Below are 17,165 nucleotides of genomic sequence, written 5' to 3'. Positions count from 1 at the left end.
CCCGTCAACCCGAAAGGCTCACCGCCATGCGTCCTCCACTGCCGCCCTTCGACCTGGAATCCGCGAAGCAGAAGGTTCGCGCCGCCGAAAACGCCTGGAACACCCGCGATCCCGAGAAGGTCGCGCAGGCGTACACCGAGGATTCGGTCTGGCGCAACCGCGACGAGTTCCTCACCGGCCACGCCGAGATCGTCGACTTCCTGAAGCGCAAATGGTCCACCGAGAACGGCTACGCCCTGCGCAAGGACCTGTGGACCTTCACCGAGAACCGCATCGCCGTCCGCTTCCAGTACGAATGGCACGACGACCAGGGCCGGTGGCATCGCAGCTACGGCAACGAGCTGTGGGAGTTCGCGCCCGACGGCCGCATGTCGCGTCGCGAGGCCAGCATCAACGATGTGCCGATCGCCGAGTCCGAGCGTCGCATCTTCGGCCCGCGCACCGAGGAGGACGACGACGCCCTCCTCCCCGTGCGCTAGCGGTCAGACCAGCGCGGGAGCGGGGGCCGGTTCGGCATCGCGTTCGTGGGTGCGGAAGAGCGCGAACACCGCGACGCCACACACGATTCCGACGGCGCTCGCCACCGCGACCGCCGAATCCAGACCCGTCACGAAGTGCGGCAGCGTCGGACGGCCGTCACCGGCGGTGCCGCGGAACACGGTGCCCAGCACCGCGACCCCGAGCGCCAGGCCCAGCTGCCGCGCGGTGTTCACCGCCCCGGCCGCCGTCCCGCTCTGCTGCGGCGGGACCGCGGCCATGCCCACGGCCACCAGCGGCGGAGCCATCACGCCGACACCCGCGCCGATCACCAGCAGCCCGGGAACCGCGGCGGTCCAGGACGATCCGGCGTCGATCAGGGTGAGCAGCCCGCTGCCCACGCCGATCGTGAGCAGGCCGCCGCCGATCGACCACCTCGGCGACAGGTCGTGCAATTGCCGGCCGAACACGCCCGACGTCAGGAAGGCGCTCACCGACATGGGCAGCAGCGACAGCCCGGCCCGCAACGGGGTCAGGTGCAGTTGCTGCTGGAGCCACAGCGAGATCAGCGGGCTGGCCGCGAAGGCGGCGAAACTCATGCCGAGAGCGGCGATCAGGGTCGCGACCAAGCCGGTGTGACGCAGCAGGGTCAGCGGCAGCATCGGTGCGGCGCTGCGGGATTCGACGGCCAGGAACGCCAGCAGCGCTGCCGCGCCGGCGATCAGGGCGGTCACCGCGCGGGCATCGGTCCAGCCGTGTTCGCCGCCGCGAATGATGCCGTAGGTCACCGCGGTCGCCGCCAGCGCGAACGCCGCCATGCCGGGCAGGTCCACGCCGCGATCGGCGCGGCGCGGCGACGGGCCGAAAGCGATGGCGGTCAAGGGAATCGTGATCGCCGCGATGGGCAGGTTCACGAAGAAGATCCACCGCCACGACAGCAGATCGGTCAGCACGCCGCCGAGCACCACGCCGATGCCCGCGGACGCGCCCGCCACCGCACCCCACGCGCCGAACGCGACACCGCGCTCCTTGCCGGTGTAGGTGGCGTGCAACAGCGACAGCGTCGTCGCCAGCATGGCCGCACCGCCGATGCCCTGCGCGGCGCGCGCGGCCACCAGCACTTCCGCGGACTGCGCGACACCGCAGGCCAGCGAGGCCGCCGCGAACAGGACCAGGCCCACCAGATAGGTGGGTTTGGCGCCGACCCGGTCGGCGAGTGAGCCCAGGACCAGCAGCAGGGCGGCCAGGGCGAGAGCGTAACCGTCGACGACCCACTGCAATCCGGACAATCCGGTGCCGAGGTCGACGGCGATGTCAGGCAGGGCGACATTCACGATCGTGACGTCTATGAGCAGCATCAGCGTGCCCAGGCAGGCCGCGACGAGGGGGAGCCATTTCCGCATGGGAACCTCCGGGAGAACGAGCGATTTCGTCACCTAGACTGGCGATGAAGCCCGGCATCCCCTAGCCACACCGGCTCTGACGAAAGATTCCTCCGATGGATGCTGAGCACGCGGCCGAATCCGCCGTTCTGGATACGCTCGACAAGCAGATCATCCACGGCCTGGTCACCGACGCGCGCATCCCGTTCGCGCGGCTCGGCGCGATCCTGGGCGTATCCGAGCAGACCGTCGCCCGCCGCTACCGGTCGCTGCGGCGGCGCGGCATGCTCCACGTCGCCGGGCAGGTGAATACGGTGCCGCTCGGGCGCACCCGGTGGATCCTGCGCATGCGGACCGCGCCGAATCGGGCGGTCGGGCTGGCCGAGGCGCTCGCCCGGCAGCCGGATGTGAGCTGGGTGTCCTTGCAGGCCAATGGATTCGAGGTCACCTGCGTGTGTCGGCCGCGGTCGGTGGAACGACAGGACGAGCTGCTGTTACGGATGATCCCGCGCGCCACTCAGGTGCTCGAGCTGACCGTGCACGAGGTGATGCGGCAATTCCCGTTCGGCGAGGAGTGGCCGCGCTACAGCACGCTGCTCACGGCCGAGCAGCTCGGTGAACTGGGGCCGCGGCCGCCCATGTGGGAGCCGCGGGGGCCGGAGAAATCGGTCCAGCTGTCGCGGGAGGACGAGGCGATGCTGGCCATCCTGGGGCGCGACGGGCGGGCCGCCTACGCGCAGATCGCCACCGCCACCGGGTGGAGTTCGAGCCGGGTGGCGCGGCGCATGAGCGAGCTCATCGCCTCCGGGGTGCTGTACTTCGATCTCGACTTCGCTTTGGAGCGAATGGGTTACGTGTCGCGGTCCATGCTGTGGATGCGGGTGCGGCCCGGGGATCTGGAGGCGGTGGGCCGGGCCGTCGCCACGCATCCGGAGGTGACTTTCGTCGCGGCGACCACGGGGACCACGAATCTGGTGGCCGCGGTGGTGTGCCACGACACCGCGCATCTGTACCGGTATGTCACCGAGTCGCTGGGGGTGCTGCCGGGGATCAACGATGTGCAGGTGCTGTCGGCGTTGCGGATATTCAAACAGTCGTCGACGCTGTTGGATGACCGGAAGGTGGGGGTCGTGCCCTGAGCCCGGTCAGCTTGCCGAACGATAGCTACCAGGCGTTTCGCGTGTCGTTCAGCGCGTCGCTTGCATCGAACACCTGTTCGTCTAAGCTCGTCGTCGGAAGTTGTCGGTGCCTCCCTCTAACGTGGGCGCCAACCACAGAATGAGACTCACCCGTTGAGAAGGGGACAGACGATGGCACCTCCGGCTTTCGATCGTGACAAGGCCCTCGAACTGGCGTTGGCGCAGATCGAGAAGGGTTTCGGCAAGGGCGCGGTCATGCGCCTGGGAGAAGAGGCGCGCCAGCCGATCGCGGTGATTCCCACCGGATCCATCGCGCTGGACGTCGCTCTCGGCATCGGCGGCCTGCCGCGCGGCCGCATCGTGGAGATCTACGGCCCGGAATCCTCGGGTAAGACCACCGTCGCGCTGCACGCGGTCGCCAACGCGCAGGCCAACGGCGGCGTCGCGGCGTTCATCGACGCCGAGCACGCGCTGGACCCGGACTACGCCCGCAAGCTCGGTGTCGACACCGACGCGCTGCTGGTCTCGCAGCCCGACACCGGTGAGCAGGCGCTCGAAATCGCCGACATGCTGGTGCGTTCCGGCGCCATCGACATCATCGTCATCGACTCCGTCGCCGCCCTGGTGCCGCGCGCCGAGATCGAGGGCGAGATGGGTGACAGCCACGTCGGTCTGCAGGCCCGCCTGATGAGCCAGGCGCTGCGCAAGATGACCTCGGCGCTGAACAACTCCGGCACCACCGCCATCTTCATCAACCAGCTGCGCGAGAAGATCGGCGTCATGTTCGGCTCCCCCGAGACCACCACCGGTGGTAAGGCGCTGAAGTTCTACGCCTCGGTCCGTCTGGACGTGCGCCGCATCGAGACGCTGAAGGACGGTTCCGACGCGGTCGGTAACCGCACCCGCGTGAAGGTTGTCAAGAACAAGGTCTCGCCGCCGTTCAAGCAGGCCGAGTTCGACATCCTCTACGGCTTCGGCATCTCCAAGGAGGGCTCGATCATCGACATGGGTGTCGATCAGGGCTTCATCCGCAAGTCCGGCTCCTGGTACACCTACGAGGGCGACCAGCTCGGCCAGGGCAAGGAGAACGCCCGCAAGTTCCTGCTCGAGAACACCGACGTCCGCGACGAGATCGAGAAGAAGATCAAGGAGAAGCTCGGCATCGGCGCGGACGTCACCGCCGCCGAGGAAACCGCCGCCGACTTCTGACATGACCTCGCGGGATTCCGAAGGGCCCCGGCGCATCCCGCCGGGGCCCACCCCCCAGCTGGACGCGGTGGAACGCCTCCGCCGCCAACTGGAATCCCGCGACGCCAAGTCCGCCCGCCGCCCCTCCCGCTCCACCACCCCCCGCTCCGCCGAGCCGAGCCACGACCTCTTCGGCCGCGACTCCGCCGACCCCTACGCCTCCGCCGGCGGCTGGAACTACGGCCCCTCCGGCGGCCGCACCGACTCCTACCACGCGGTCCCCGAACACCATTCGCCGAGCGACGACCGCTCCACCTGGCGAACCACCGACGCCGCACCGATCCCGTCCGCCTCGACGCGCTCGAACTCCGAAGCCGCGGACCATGATCCGGAAGCCCCCGGCGACGATCCCGTCTCCTCGGGCACGACATCCGCACGGCCGCCCCGCGACTCCGAACCTCCACGCCGTGCCGATGAATCCGCCCGTCGCCCACCAGGCGCCGCCGCTGATCCGACCCGCGCCGTCCCGCCCCCGAATTCATCCCGCCCGCAACGCCGTTCGCCCACCGGGCGAGGCCGTTCGCCGGGGCAGTGGCGAGAGGAAGCGCCCACTGCCCCCGGCGACAAGCTGGCCGCGGCACGGGCCGCGTTGGCCGAGGCCACTGCCATCGCGGCCGCGAATGCGGCGCAGGCTGCGGCGGAGTCGGATCGGCGTGGTCGAGGTGGCCGCGCGAAGGCCGTGGCGGATCAGGACGGTGCAGAGCACGAGGTTGCCGATGAGGGGCGCAGCCCCAGGGCACGTCGCACTCACAGGAACTCGGATGCGGGGAAGTCGCATGGCGATGCCGATGAGAACTCGGTTTCGCGGGAGTCGTACGGCGATATCGATGAGAACTCGGGTCCGGGGTCGGATGACGGCGGCAGGCAGGATCAGGCCGGTGGACGCGGGCGTCGCGGTGGCCGTCGGCGCGGGGAGTACCGGGAACGTCCCGGGGGCGTTGGTGCCGACTCCGAGGATGACGGCGGTCGACCTGGACGGGGCGGCCGTCGGCGTGGGCGGAATGGGGCCGGTGAGGAATCGGCCGGTGCGGCTGCTACGGCGGGTGGCGGCACCGAGTCGCAGGCTAAGGACATCTGCCTGCGTCTGCTGACCGATCGGGCGCGGAGCCGGTTCGAGTTGGCTGATCGGTTGGCAGACAAAGGGTTCAACGCTGATGTGGTGAAGCGGGTGCTCGATCGGCTGACCGAGGTCGGGCTGATCGACGACGCGGCTTTCGCGCAGCAGTGGGTGCATTCGCGGCACACCTATGGGGGCAAGGGCAAGAAGGTGCTCGCGGAGGAATTGCGGCGCAAGGGGATCGCACCCGAACACGCCGAGCCGGCCCTGGAGGCGATCACCCCCGCCGATGAGCGGACTCGTGCGTCGGACCTGGTCCACCGTAAAGCCGCGAACCTCTCCCCGGAACTCGACCGCGACAAGGCCGTCCGGCGCCTGGTCGCCATGCTGGCCCGCAAGGGCTACAACCCGGGCACCGCCTTCGACGTGGTGACCACCGAACTCCCGCCCCAACCCACCACCCGCCGCGCCGCCGCGCCCACGCCGACCGGCGACTCGAACCCCACCCACGCCCGCCGCGAACCCCCCTCCGACGACACCGAATCCGCGACCGAACTGATCCGCACCAAACTCCGCACCCTGTCCCCGACCCTCGACCGCGACACAGCCACCCGCCGCCTGGTAGGCCTCCTGGCCCGCCGCGGCTACGCCTCCGCCACCGCCTACAAGGTCGTGACCGCGGAACTGAACGCCGCCAACTTCGCCCCCGATCGACCCGACCGGACATCGGGAAAAGCGCCCGCACCGCGCCGTTCGAAGCTCTCGTCCCCACCCCCGACCGACCCGGCCGAGGACGACGAACAAGCCCGTGCCGCCGAATTGGTCCGCGCGAAGATCCGTACCCTGCCCCGAAACCTGGACCACGCCAAGGCCACCCAACGCCTCGTCGGCCTCCTGGCCCGCCGCGGCTTCAGTGCGTCGACGGCCTACGCGGTGGTGAAAGCCGAACTGGCCGAGGCCGATCTCTCGGGTGACTGATCAAAGCAGCTGAGTGCTCGGTCCGCCGGCGCGCGTAGGTGGTAGCGCAGGAGTTCGGCCGATGTCCACTGCCCGGCAGGTCAGTGCAGGACCCCGCCCGGGCGGCGGGTGGACAGTGCGCGGCGCGCGTGCCGGTGGCCGGAATGACGGAGGGGGCGCTGGGCGGTCAGGTGCGGGGACTCGGGCTTCAGAGGTTTCTCCCGGCGTGCGTCGCGGAGGCGGTGGAGGGCCTCGCGGATCATGTGCATGCCCAGGATGGCGGCGAAGGTGGTGAGCCCCGCGAGGAGCGGGGCGAGCACCGTGGCCAGGAAGAGCCCGAAGACGAATTCTCTTCGAGCGCTGTCGTCTTCGGTCATGAAATTCAGTATGCGAGCTGGGGGAGCGGCTTGTCCGGCGGTCGGGCAAGCCGCACCGGTCAGTTCGGCGGTTTCTGCAGGGAAACGTCGGACACCATGGCGTCCATGCCGGGCGGGGCGGTGATGGTGCCCGCCGCGACCACGGCGCGGGAGCCGCGTTTGCGGGTGCGCAGCCACTTCTCGACGCGGGTGGCCAGCACGGTCAGCGTGTAGTTGATGATGATCATGATGATGGCGATCACGATCAGCGACGGGATCGGGTTCTGCTGCGCGGCGCCGAGTTGGGTGCCCGAGCGCACGATCTCGAGGTAGGTGATCTGGTAGCCGAGCGCGGAGTCCTTGAGCGCCACCACCATCTGCGAGATCAGCGCCGGCATCATGGCGGTGATCGCCTGCGGCAGCAGGATCGACACCATCACCTGGGTCTTGCGCATGCCCAGCGCCACGGCCGCCTCGGTCTGCCCCTTGGGCAGCGCGCGGATGCCCGAGCGCACGATCTCGGCGATGACCGACCCGTTGTAGACGGTCAGTGCCGTCACCACCGCCGCCAGCGCCAGCTGATCGGAGGGGAACGCGTTCTGCTTGGCGAACAGGTAGTAGAGGAAGATCATCAGGACCAGCACGGGAATCGCCCGCGAGACCTCCACCACCACGGCCGCGAACCAGCGGATCGCCCGATGATCCGACATGCGCAGAATGCCGAACAGCATGCCCAGCACCAGCGCCAGCACGATGGACAGCGCCGCCGCCTCGAGCGTGCCGCGCAGACCCGGCAGCAGGTAGGTGCTCCACACCTGGCTCTCGGTGAACGGCTTCCATTTGGCTTCGGTGAGCTGACCCTTGTCGGCGAGCCCGCGGTAGACGAACCACAGCACCGCGGCGACAACGGCGATCGCGATGACCGAATAGATCCGGTAGCGCACCCGGGCGCGGGGGCCGGGCGCGTCGTAGAGCACGGACGCCGCGGTCATCGCGCCACCTCGTATCGTTTGGCCAGCCAGCCGAAGAACAGGCCGGTCGGCAGGGTCAGGATCACGAACCCGAGCGCGAAGATGGCGCCGATATTGAGCACGGCCGCCTCGTTCTCGTTCATCTCCGCCATGAGCAGCGCCGCCTCGCCGACGCCGATGGCCGAGGCGATGGTCGAGTTCTTGGTCAGGGCGATGAGCACGCTGCCCAGCGGCGCGATGACCGCCCGGAAGGCCTGCGGCAGCACCACCATGCGCAGGTTCTGCCCGAAGGTGAACCCCAGCGAACGGCCCGCCTCCGACTGCCCGAACGGCACCGTGTTGATGCCCGCTCGCAGCGACTCGCAGACGAAAGCCGCCGTGTAGACGCTCAATCCGACGATCGCGAACCGGAAGTTGTTCTCGGAGATGCTGTTCGGCCCCTCCGCCGCGAGCCGCAGCCCGAGCGTGGAGTACAGGCCGATGGAGCAGAACACGATGATCAGCGTGAGTGGCGTGTTCCGGATGATGTTGACGTACAGGGTGCCGATCCAGCGCGCGATCGGAATCGGCGACACCCGCATGCCCGCGACGAGGGTGCCGAGAATCAGCGCCCAGAACCCCGAGTACAGCGTCAGTTTGATGGTCACCCAGAACGCGTCGAGCAGCTTGGTGTGATAGTTGGAGATCAAGTCGAACACGACTGCCCCATTCCTCCGATCGGAAAACGAAGCGTGCCAGGTGATTTCAGCAGCAGGAAATCACCCGGCACGAGTCCGCGAATCAGTACCGGTCGACCTTGGGCGGCTCCGGAACCTGGTATCCGGTGGAGCCGAACTCCTTCTCCAGCGCAGCCTTCCACGCCCCGGAGGCGATCATGGCGTCGATGGCGTCATTGATCTTGCCGCGGGATTCGGTGTCGCCCTTCTTCACGCCGATGCCGTACTTCTCGACGGTGAAGGTGTTGCCGACCACCTTGAGCGCGCCCGGCGACTGCGCCGCGTAACCGCGCAGGATGATGTCGTCGGTGGTGACCGCGTCGACCGCGCCGGATTTGAGCGCCTCCACGCACAGCGAGTAGGTGTCGTACGTGATCAGCTGCACCTCATGGGCGGCGACGTACTTGTCCTTGATGTTCTGCGCCGGGGTGGAACCCTTCACCGAGCACAGCTTCTTGTTGCCGTTCAGCGAATCCGGCCCGGTGATGTCGGTGTTGTCCGACCGCACCAGCAGCGACTGACCGGTCTGGAAGTACGGGCCCGCGAAATCGACCTTCTCCTTGCGCTTGTCGGTGATCGAGTAGGTGGCGACGATGAAATCGACCTGCCCGTTCTCGATCAGCGTCTCGCGCTGCGCCGACGGCGACTCCTTGAAGGTGATGTTCTCCGCCTTCACGCCCAGCTTGTCGGCCACGTAGGTGGCGACGTCGACGTCGAAGCCGCTGAAGCTGCCGTCCTTGTTGTGCAGGCCCAGGCCCGGCTGGTCGTACTTGATGCCGACGGTGAGTTTGCCGTCGGCGGCGTGCTGGCTGGCGGTCTTGTTGCTGCTGCCGCCGCACGCGGTGACAGCGAGAGCCAGGGCAGCCACTCCGGCGGCGATCCTGAGCGCGGGGTTGATCCTCATCGAACGTCCTGTTCTCTTGTGGAGTCAGTGGGAGAGGATCTTGCCGAGGAAGTCCCTGGCGCGATCCGATTTCGGTGCGGTGAAGAAGGATTCGGGTTCGGTGTCCTCGACGATCTGCCCGTCGGCCATGAACAGCACCCGATTGCCGGCGCGCCGCGCGAAGCCCATCTCGTGGGTGACGACCAGCATGGTCATGCCGTCGCGGGCCAGCCCGACCATGACCTCGAGCACCTCGGACACCATTTCGGGGTCGAGTGCGGAGGTGGGCTCGTCGAACAGCATCACCTTCGGGCTCATGGCCAGCGCGCGGGCGATGGCCACGCGCTGCTGCTGTCCGCCCGAGAGCTGCGCCGGATATTTGTCGGCCTGATTGGCGATGCCGACCCGGTCGAGCAGCTCCAGTGCCCGGGCTCGCGCCTTGGCCTTGTCGGTGCGGCGCACCTTCACCGGCGCCAGCATCACATTGTCGAGAATTGTCTTGTGCGCGAACAGGTTGAACTGCTGGAACACCATGCCCACGTCGGCGCGCAGCTTGGCGAGGGCCTTGCCTTCCTCGGGCAGTTTCACCCCGTCGACGGCGATCTCACCGGAATCGATGGTCTCGAGCCGGTTGATGGTTCGGCACAACGTCGACTTGCCGGAGCCCGAGGGTCCCACCACGATCACGACCTGCCCCTTGGGCACTTCGAGATTGATGTCACGCAAGACGTGCAGCGAGCCGAAGTGCTTGTCCACATTCCGCATCGAGATCATCGGCGCGGGAGTGCTGATGGAATCGGCCACGTCGGTCATGACCAGTGACCCTAACCACCTTGCGCCCGAAATGCTCGTCTTTGCCGGTCCGGCCCGGACTGTGCCGGGACTCGACACCCGCGCGTAACCAGCGATTGACGCCGCCGAGACCAGCCCGGCCGGTCGGGCGTTGATTCAGCGACAACTCCGCGACCATCGGCGGCCGTCGGCCGATGGCGTTTAGGGCCCGCGCGGGGCAGCTATTACCCTGGTTGAGTGAATTCCCCGGCCCGGACCTACGAGGTCCGCACTTACGGCTGCCAGATGAACGTGCACGACTCCGAGCGGCTCTCGGGTCTGCTCGAGGACGCCGGCTACGTCAAGGCCGTGGCCGGCGATACCGCTGACCTGGTCGTCTTCAATACCTGCGCGGTGCGCGAGAACGCCGACAACAAGCTGTACGGCACCCTCGGCCACCTCGCGCCGATCAAGGCCGAACGCGAGGGCATGCAGATCGCGGTCGGCGGCTGCCTGGCGCAGAAGGACCGCGACACCGTGGTCAAGAAGGCGCCCTGGGTGGATGTGGTGTTCGGCACCCACAACATCGGCTCGCTGCCGGTGCTGCTGGAGCGGGCCCGCCACAACGAGCAGGCGCAGGTCGAGATCATCGAATCGCTCGAGGCGTTCCCGTCCACGCTGCCCGCCAAGCGTGAGTCCGCGTACGCGGGCTGGGTGTCGATCTCGGTGGGCTGCAACAACACCTGCACGTTCTGCATCGTGCCGGCGCTGCGCGGCAAGGAGGTCGACCGGCGGCCCGGCGACGTGCTCGCCGAAGTGCAGGCGCTCGTCGAGCAGGGCGTGCTCGAGGTGACGCTGCTGGGTCAGAACGTGAACTCCTACGGCGTCTCGTTCGCCGATCCCGAGGAGCCGCGCGACCGTGGCGCTTTCGCGAAGCTGCTGCGCGCCGCCGGGACCATCGAGGGCCTCGAGCGGATCCGCTTCACCTCCCCGCACCCGGCCGAGTTCACCGACGACGTGATCGAGGCCATGGCCGAGACCCCGAATGTCTGCCCGCAGCTGCACATGCCGCTGCAGTCCGGTTCGGACCGCGTGCTCAAGGCCATGCGCCGCTCCTACCGCAGCGCCAAGTTCCTCGGCATCATCGAGAAGGTACGCGCCGCCATGCCGCACGCCGCCATCACCACCGACATCATCGTCGGCTTCCCCGGCGAGACCGAGGAGGACTTCCAGGCCACCCTGGACGTGGTGCGGCAGGCGCGGTTCACCAGCGCGTTCACCTTCCAGTACTCGATCCGCCCGGGCACCCCGGCCGCGACCATGCCCGACCAGCTGCCCAAGGAGGTCGTGCAGGAACGCTACGACCGGCTGATCGAGCTGCAGGAGCAGATCTCCCTGGAAGGCAATCAGGCCCTGGTCGGTTCGACCGTCGAACTGCTGGTCGCCGAGGGCGCGGGCAAGAAGAACGACAAGACCGCCCGCATGTCCGGCCGCGCCCGCGACGGCCGCCTGGTCCACTTCCGCCCGACCGCGAACCCGGCCCCGGGCAGCGAAATCCGGCCCGGCGACATCATCACCATCGACGTCACCGGCGCGGCCCCGCACTACCTGATCGCCGACGGCGAGGTGCTGAGCCACCGACGCACCCGCGCGGGCGACGCCCACGAGCAGGGCATCACCCCCAAGACCGCGCCGATCGGCGTCGGCCTGGGCCTGCCCAGCATCGGCGCGCCCGTGGTGGTCGAGACCGCCGCCGCGGGCTGCGGTTCCGCCTGCGGCGACTAGCGGACGCCGTCCTCGCGGGTGCCCGGGCCCGCCCGGGCGCCGCGAACCGTGGGTCGGCTGTCAACTACGCAGCGTCATAGGGCAGGATCGCGGGGGACGTGCGGTGGATCGCCATCGCGGGATTCCGCCCGACACGCCGCCGACCACTCCGGTGCCGCGCCCGAGCGCGGTGCGGGACTCGACGACCCAGGCGTGAGCGAGGATCGCAGCGGTATGACCGAGCAGCAGCCCACCGGCTCCGACGAGCCTCGTGACCGGCCGGAGCAACCGGAAGACGAAGCAGCACAATCGGATACGGCGTCGCAGCAGGCGCCCGACGCGAACGAGGAGAGCATGAAGGCGGCCGACCGGAGTCAGGACTTCGAGCAGTTCCGCGCGGACCTCGAGGCTGTCGAACGCAAGATCGCCGGCGAGATCGACCCGGGCATGCGGGCCATGGTGGTCGCCGGTTCGGTGTTCGTGCTGCTGGCCTCGCTGGTGCTGCCGCACGCGGGCAAGACCCGTGGCTTCGACGTGCTGCTCTACGACACCGTCGCCCAGGCCGATCACATCGGCCTGCCGTCGCGGGTGTTCGTCTGGTTCGTGGTGGTCTTCGGCATCGGCTTCTCGGTGCTCGCGCTCATCACCCGCCGCTGGATGCTGGCCTGGATCGCCGTCGCCGGTTCCGCCGTCGGCAGCGTCTTCGGCGTGCTGTCCATCTGGCACCGCCAGACCCCCGGCCTCGGCAACTACCACGGCGCGGGCCCGGGCGTCGGCCTCATCGTGGCGACGCTCGCCATCATCGTGCTGACCTTCCACTGGGTTCGCGTGGTCTGGGCCCGCACCTCGGTCCAGCTGGCCGCCGAGGAGCAGCGTCGCCTGGCCGCCGCCGAGGCCGAGGACCAGCAGCGCCGCCGCCTCTTCGGCGAGGACTGAGCCGCAGCAGGAGTTCCGGAAGGCCCGGTGGCAACCGAATCGGTTGTCACCGGGCCTTTTTCGTGCGACGTGGGTATTACGGCGGCCACGGCCCGGTGGCGCGGCAGCCGGGTTCCGGTAGCCGAATCCTCGGGGCGGACGCCTCTGCTGCGTCGCCGGGTGGCCGTCCAGCCCACTGGACATCGATTCGGCGTGGGTGGCGTCGCCCGATCGAGCTCCGGCGGCGATGGGGCGACCGGCCAGTCCGAGCAACGAGAAGGCCGGGTGGCGACCCGATCGTCGCCACCCGGCCATTCTGACCGACGTGTTGGTGATCGCCTGGGCCGCAAGGGGATCCAGGCGATCGCCGTTCAGCGCTGGCTGACCGCGCCCTCGGCGGCCTCGGCCCATTCGCGCCACTGCTTGGCCTGCTCCAGGGCCTTCTCCGCGTCGCGGGTCTTGCCCGCGGCCTGGGCCTTGGCGGCCTGCTCCTCGAACTGGGCGACGCGCTCACGGAACTGGGCGGCGCGGGCCATGGCCTCGGGGTCGGTGCGGCGCCACTGGGCGTCGGCGGCCTCGCGGACCTTCTTCTCGATGGCGCGCAGCCGCGATTCCAGGTCGTGCATGCGCTCGCGGGGCACCTTGCCGATGGCGTCCCACTTCTCCTGGAGTTCGCGCAGGGCGTTGCGAGCGGCATCGAGCCCGGTCTCCGGGTTGATGTGCTGGTAGGCCTCGAGCAGCTCCTCCTTGAGGGAGGCGTTCTGCTCGAACTCGTGGTCGCGTTCGCTGGCCGCCGAGTTGCGGGCGGCGAAGAACACGTCCTGGGCGGCCTTGAAGCGACGCCACAGCTGCTCGTCGGCCTCGCGGGGGGCGCGACCGGCGGCCTTCCACTCCGTCAGCAGCTCACGGAAGATGGCGGCGGTGCCGGACCAGTCGGTCGAGCCGGACAGCTCCTCGGCGCGGACGCAGAGCTCTTCCTTGCGGCCCTTGGCGGCGGCGCGTTCGCGATCCAGATCGGCGAAGTGCGCCCCGCGGCGGCGGTTGAACGCCTCGCGGGCCTTGGAGAAGCGGCGCCACAGCGCGTCGTCGACCTTGCGGTCCACGCCGCGAATGGTCTTCCACTCGTCGAGGATCTCGCGCAGCCGGTCGCCGGCGACCTTCCACTGGGTGGAGTCGTTGGCGATCTGCTCGGCCTCGGCTGCCAAGGCCTCTTTGCGCTCGGTTTGCTCGTGCCGGGTGCGGTCCTTCTCCTCCTTGGCGTGCGCGGCCGCCTCGTCGGAGTGTTCGATGATGGCCTGCAGCCGGGCGGACAGACCGTCCAGATCACCGATCACAGACGCCGTCGGCAACGTTTCGGCAAGCGCGGTGGCGGCGGTCTTGGTCTTGCGGGCGTCGGTGCCGGCGGCCAGGCGGGCCTCCAGCAGCGCGACCTCGGTGGCCAGATCGTCGTAGCGGCGGCCGAAGTGGGCCAGACCCTCGGCGGCGTCGCCGGCCTGCCAGGAGCCGATCACCCGCTCGCCGTCGGCGGTCTTGACCCAGGCGGTGCCGTCGTCGTCGACCCGTCCCCACTGGCTGGGGTCGCTGACGCTGGGCACCACGACCGGGTGCGGATGCGCGGCGGCCGGGCCGGGCATGGCGTGCGGTTTGGGAGTTTCGGGTTTGCGGCGCGGGCCCCCCGGACGGGGTGCGGCGGCGGCCGCCGGTGATGGCTTGGCGCTCTCGCTCGGGGCAGGCACGGCGGCGCCGGGCTGGGGCGTCGGGGTCGACTCCGGGTGGGTAGCCTTCTCGTTTCCGTTGTTGTCGGTCATAGCTCCTCGTCCCTGCCGCGCGTCACGGCTGCCTGGTTACGCCCTAGCTCATCGGTCTAGCTCATCCCATTCAACCAGGCTGAGATGCGAAATGCTGTCTTTGAGCCCGCTTCGGCGGCGCGGCGATCGGCGGGGGTGGGGCTGGTGAGGTGCGGTAGCGCTACGGTTGACGGCGTGTTCTGTGTTGCGTCACTGGTCCCCTCGCCGCCCGTGCTGGTTCCCGAACTGGAGGGTGCGGCCGGGTCGGCCGTCGAGGGGGCTGTCGCGGAGCTGCGAGCTGCGGTATTGGCCGCGGGCGAGGAGTTGGCCGCCCGCGTGTCGCGATGGGTCGTCATCGGCGTGGCGGAGCCGGGGGAGGTCTCGGGCGCGGGCGGTTCGGGCCGGGTGATCGGAGCTGACGCGGTCGGCACATTCCGGGGCTACGGCGTGGATGTGCGGGTCGGTTTGTCAGGCCCGGTTGCCGAGCGTGTCGCGGATGTCCTGTTACCGCTGCCCGCGCTGATCGCGGGCTGGCTACGTCAGCAGGTTGCACCCGAGACCGTCGCGGAATGCCGTCTGATCTCGGCCGATGCCACCGCGGAGGAGAGTCTGGCCTTCGGGCGGGCGCTGCGGGTGGAACTCGACGCAGAATCCGAACCGGTCGGTGTCCTGGTGGTTGCCGACGGCGCGGCCACCCTGTCCTTGAAGGCTCCCCGATACCTCGACGAGCGCGCGGAGGGCGTGCAGGCCGACATCGACCGCGCCCTGAGCGCGGGCGACCGCCAGGCCCTCGCCGATCTCGACACCGCCCTGTGCGCCGAGATCGAGGTGGCGGGCTGGCCCGCCTACCAGGCGCTGGCCGGCCTGTTCGCCGCCGACCCCGCCGATCCGCGGGTCGAAACCCGCTACGCCGCAGCCCCGTTCGGCGTCGCCTACCACGTCAGCGGGTGGCGCCCGGCCCGCGACGCCGGCAACGGGGTCACCGCGTGACCCGCCCCGTCGCGGTCGTCGGCCCCACCGCCACCGGAAAGTCCGACCTGGCCCTGGATCTGGCGGAACGCCTGGACGGCGAGATCGTCAATATCGACGCCATGCAGCTCTACCGGGGCATGGACATCGGCACCGCGAAACTCCCGGTCGCCGAACGCCGCGGCATCACGCACCACCAGCTCGACGTCCTCGACATCACCGAAACCGCCACCGTCGCCTCGTATCAGGCGGCGGCCCGCGCCGACGTGGAGGCGATCATGGCGCGCGGCCGCACCCCGGTCATCGTGGGCGGCTCCATGATGTACGTGCAAGCGCTGCTGGACGATTGGGACTTCCCGGCCACCGATCCGGAGATCCGCGCCAAGTGGGAGACGGTGCTCGCCGACCGCGGCACGGTCGCCGTGCACGAGGCGCTGAAACAAGCCGATCCCGTAGCCGCGCAGACGATCCTGCCCACCGACGGCCGCCGCATGGTGCGGGCGCTCGAGGTGGTGGAGCTGACCGGGCAGCCGTTCGCCGCCTCGGCGCCCCAGATCGGTGAACCCCGTTGGGGCGCGGCCATTATCGGTGTCGATCGCGAGACCGCCGAACTGGATGCCCGCATCGAACTGCGCACCGCGAAGATGTTCGAATCCGGTCTGCTCGACGAGGTCGAGGGCTTGCTCGCGCACGGTCTGCGGCACGGCCAAACCGCCCGCCGCGCCATCGGTTACGCCCAAGTCCTCGATTTCCTGGACAACGAATACGACCTGAACGAAGCTCAGGAGCGCACCTTCATCGGCACCCGGCGCTATGTCCGGCGACAGCGGTCGTGGTTCCGCCGAGATCAGCGGGTGCGATGGGTGGACGGCGCGGATCCCGCTGTGGCGGAGACCGCGCTGGCCCTCCTCGAGCCTCACCGTTGAGGGACGAACAGGAACAACCACAGTGACGCGTCGCGCGAACACACGCACCGCCGCGGTCGGGGTGTGGCAGGCCTACCTGACCACCCGCGCCGCACGCACCCGGGATTCCCGATTCCTGGTGCAGGGCATGCGGCCCATCAGCCGCGCCCTCGAATGCCGTTGGCCGCTGGAGACTCTGGTCTACCGGCTGGGCGATCCGGAACCGTCGCCGTGGGTGCGGCGGGTGCTGGATTCCAGCGGCGTGCCCGGTATCGGCCTGGTGCCGGAGGTGATGGCCGAACTGGCCGAACCGGGGGAGCCGGTGCCGGAACTGGTGGCGGTCGCGGTGACGAAACGGCCCGAGCTCGAGGACTTCGCGCCGGGCACCGCGGAGGATCCGGCGACCGTGGTGGTCGTGGACCGGCCGGCGTCGGCGATCCGGTTGGGCGCGTTGATCCGATCGGCGGCGGCGTTCGGGGCGGGCGGGGTGATCGTGACCGGTTCCGGCGCCGACCAATACGACCCGCAGAGCGTGCGCGCCTCCGACGGCGCCCTGTTCGAGGTGCCCGTGTTGCGCGCCTCGGGTCCGGCGCAGGTGGCGGCGTTCCGGGACCGGCAGCGGGCGCGTGGCCTCGCGACACGGATCGTCGGCAGTGACGATCGCGGCGGCCTGGCCCTCGACGACGCGAAGTTCGACGGCGGCACGGTGCTGGTGCTCGGCGACGAGACCGAGGCGCTGGCCCCGGGCTGGCGGCAGGTGTGCGACGAACTGGTCTGCATCCCCACCGACGGCACGCTCGGCATGCCGTCCGCGGCCGCGGTGGCCCTCTACGAAATCTCGCGTCAGCGCCGGGCGCTACCGTAATGA

15 protein-coding genes and 1 pseudogene are annotated in these 17,165 nt (G+C 69.5%); 9 read left to right on the top strand and 7 right to left on the bottom strand.

Annotated elements, in window-relative coordinates; translation table 11 throughout:
* The first annotated feature begins 26 nt into the window (after positions 1–26).
* A complete protein-coding gene (locus tag ABZ382_RS31605; protein WP_357096663.1) occupies positions 27–479 on the top strand; it encodes a nuclear transport factor 2 family protein in 453 nt (150 codons plus the stop codon).
* A 3-nt stretch (positions 480–482) separates the two neighbouring features.
* Here ABZ382_RS31605 and ABZ382_RS31600 read toward each other — a convergent pair whose 3' ends face one another.
* Positions 483–1,880 (bottom strand): MFS transporter, encoded by a 1,398-nt coding sequence (locus ABZ382_RS31600; RefSeq protein ID WP_357096660.1) that lies wholly within the window; start codon positions 1,878–1,880, stop codon positions 483–485.
* A gap of 95 nt (positions 1,881–1,975) precedes the next feature.
* On the opposite strand from ABZ382_RS31600, the gene ABZ382_RS31595 reads away from it, so the two are divergent.
* The 3 genes and pseudogenes from ABZ382_RS31595 to recX all read left to right on the top strand — a co-directional run.
* The gene (locus ABZ382_RS31595; RefSeq protein WP_357096657.1) at positions 1,976–2,998 is read left to right on the top strand and encodes an AsnC family transcriptional regulator; all 1,023 of its coding nucleotides are present in this window, start codon (positions 1,976–1,978) and stop codon (positions 2,996–2,998) included.
* Between the two features lie 171 nt (positions 2,999–3,169).
* Positions 3,170–4,207: a recombinase RecA gene (recA, locus tag ABZ382_RS31590; RefSeq protein ID WP_357096655.1), complete on the top strand. Its 1,038-nt coding sequence runs from the start codon at positions 3,170–3,172 to the stop codon at positions 4,205–4,207.
* 1 nt (position 4,208) lies between these two features.
* Positions 4,209–5,747, top strand: a pseudogene (recX, locus tag ABZ382_RS31585) (recombination regulator RecX); the annotation flags it as partial.
* A gap of 614 nt (positions 5,748–6,361) precedes the next feature.
* On the opposite strand, the gene ABZ382_RS31580 reads toward recX, so the two are convergent.
* The 5 genes from ABZ382_RS31580 to ABZ382_RS31560 form a co-directional block, all read right to left on the bottom strand.
* A complete protein-coding gene (locus ABZ382_RS31580; RefSeq protein WP_357096652.1) occupies positions 6,362–6,637 on the bottom strand; it encodes a hypothetical protein in 276 nt (91 codons plus the stop codon).
* Between the two features lie 59 nt (positions 6,638–6,696).
* Positions 6,697–7,608 carry an amino acid ABC transporter permease gene (locus tag ABZ382_RS31575; RefSeq protein ID WP_357096649.1) on the bottom strand — a complete coding sequence of 304 codons (912 nt, stop codon included), beginning with the start codon at positions 7,606–7,608 and terminating at the stop codon, positions 6,697–6,699.
* Complete coding sequence (locus tag ABZ382_RS31570) at positions 7,605–8,285, bottom strand: amino acid ABC transporter permease (RefSeq protein ID WP_357096646.1); 681 nt, start codon at positions 8,283–8,285, stop codon at positions 7,605–7,607. The genes ABZ382_RS31575 and ABZ382_RS31570 overlap by 4 nt, the downstream gene beginning before the upstream one ends.
* Positions 8,286–8,367: 82 nt before the next feature.
* A complete protein-coding gene (locus ABZ382_RS31565; protein ID WP_357096643.1) occupies positions 8,368–9,207 on the bottom strand; it encodes a glutamate ABC transporter substrate-binding protein in 840 nt (279 codons plus the stop codon).
* Positions 9,208–9,231: 24 nt separating this feature from the next.
* Positions 9,232–9,960, bottom strand: coding sequence for an amino acid ABC transporter ATP-binding protein (locus ABZ382_RS31560; RefSeq protein WP_357096756.1), 729 nt, complete (start codon positions 9,958–9,960; stop codon positions 9,232–9,234).
* A gap of 255 nt (positions 9,961–10,215) precedes the next feature.
* Here ABZ382_RS31560 and miaB point away from each other — a divergent pair, with 255 nt between their 5' ends.
* On the top strand, positions 10,216–11,742 hold the full coding sequence (gene miaB / locus ABZ382_RS31555) for a tRNA (N6-isopentenyl adenosine(37)-C2)-methylthiotransferase MiaB (protein WP_357096640.1): 1,527 nt from the start codon (positions 10,216–10,218) through the stop codon (positions 11,740–11,742).
* Positions 11,743–12,075: 333 nt separating this feature from the next.
* Positions 12,076–12,657 (top strand): hypothetical protein, encoded by a 582-nt coding sequence (locus tag ABZ382_RS31550; RefSeq protein WP_357096753.1) that lies wholly within the window; start codon positions 12,076–12,078, stop codon positions 12,655–12,657.
* A 350-nt stretch (positions 12,658–13,007) separates the two neighbouring features.
* Here the strand turns inward: ABZ382_RS31550 and ABZ382_RS31545 are convergent, their stop codons facing one another.
* The gene (locus tag ABZ382_RS31545; RefSeq protein ID WP_357096637.1) at positions 13,008–14,444 is read right to left on the bottom strand and encodes a DUF349 domain-containing protein; all 1,437 of its coding nucleotides are present in this window, start codon (positions 14,442–14,444) and stop codon (positions 13,008–13,010) included.
* Positions 14,445–14,618: 174 nt separating this feature from the next.
* Between ABZ382_RS31545 and ABZ382_RS31540 the strand changes: the two genes are divergently transcribed.
* Genes ABZ382_RS31540 through ABZ382_RS31530 form a run of 3 tightly spaced genes read left to right on the top strand, consistent with a single transcriptional unit; the run spans position 14,619 to position 17,162 of the window.
* Positions 14,619–15,413, top strand: coding sequence for a hypothetical protein (locus tag ABZ382_RS31540; RefSeq protein WP_357096634.1), 795 nt, complete (start codon positions 14,619–14,621; stop codon positions 15,411–15,413).
* Positions 15,410–16,318, top strand: a complete 909-nt coding sequence (miaA, locus tag ABZ382_RS31535) for a tRNA (adenosine(37)-N6)-dimethylallyltransferase MiaA (RefSeq protein ID WP_357096632.1) — start codon at positions 15,410–15,412, stop codon at positions 16,316–16,318. Before ABZ382_RS31540 ends, miaA begins: the two co-directional genes overlap by 4 nt.
* A 22-nt stretch (positions 16,319–16,340) precedes the next feature.
* Positions 16,341–17,162, top strand: coding sequence for a TrmH family RNA methyltransferase (locus ABZ382_RS31530; RefSeq protein ID WP_357096629.1), 822 nt, complete (start codon positions 16,341–16,343; stop codon positions 17,160–17,162).
* The last annotated feature ends 3 nt before the right edge of the window (positions 17,163–17,165 follow it).

Source organism: Nocardia sp. NPDC005825 (assembly GCF_040630175.1).
GTDB lineage: Bacteria > Actinomycetota > Actinomycetes > Mycobacteriales > Mycobacteriaceae > Nocardia.
The sequence above is the reverse complement of the archived record's forward strand: the minus strand, read 5'-3'. Positions and strand labels throughout refer to the sequence as shown.

Bases quoted from the DNA above. Each gene is read 5' to 3' on its own strand.
- ABZ382_RS31605 (WP_357096663.1), top strand. From the start codon at position 27: ATGCGTCCTCCACTGCCGCCCTTCGACCTGGAATCCGCGAAGCAGAAG.
- ABZ382_RS31600 (WP_357096660.1), bottom strand. From the start codon at position 1,880: ATGCGGAAATGGCTCCCCCTCGTCGCGGCCTGCCTGGGCACGCTGATG.
- ABZ382_RS31595 (WP_357096657.1), top strand. From the start codon at position 1,976: ATGGATGCTGAGCACGCGGCCGAATCCGCCGTTCTGGATACGCTCGAC.
- recA (WP_357096655.1), top strand. From the start codon at position 3,170: ATGGCACCTCCGGCTTTCGATCGTGACAAGGCCCTCGAACTGGCGTTG.
- ABZ382_RS31580 (WP_357096652.1), bottom strand. From the start codon at position 6,637: ATGACCGAAGACGACAGCGCTCGAAGAGAATTCGTCTTCGGGCTCTTC.
- ABZ382_RS31575 (WP_357096649.1), bottom strand. From the start codon at position 7,608: ATGACCGCGGCGTCCGTGCTCTACGACGCGCCCGGCCCCCGCGCCCGG.
- ABZ382_RS31565 (WP_357096643.1), bottom strand. From the start codon at position 9,207: ATGAGGATCAACCCCGCGCTCAGGATCGCCGCCGGAGTGGCTGCCCTG.
- ABZ382_RS31560 (WP_357096756.1), bottom strand. From the start codon at position 9,960: ATGATCTCGATGCGGAATGTGGACAAGCACTTCGGCTCGCTGCACGTC.
- ABZ382_RS31550 (WP_357096753.1), top strand. From the start codon at position 12,076: ATGAAGGCGGCCGACCGGAGTCAGGACTTCGAGCAGTTCCGCGCGGAC.
- ABZ382_RS31545 (WP_357096637.1), bottom strand. From the start codon at position 14,444: ATGACCGACAACAACGGAAACGAGAAGGCTACCCACCCGGAGTCGACC.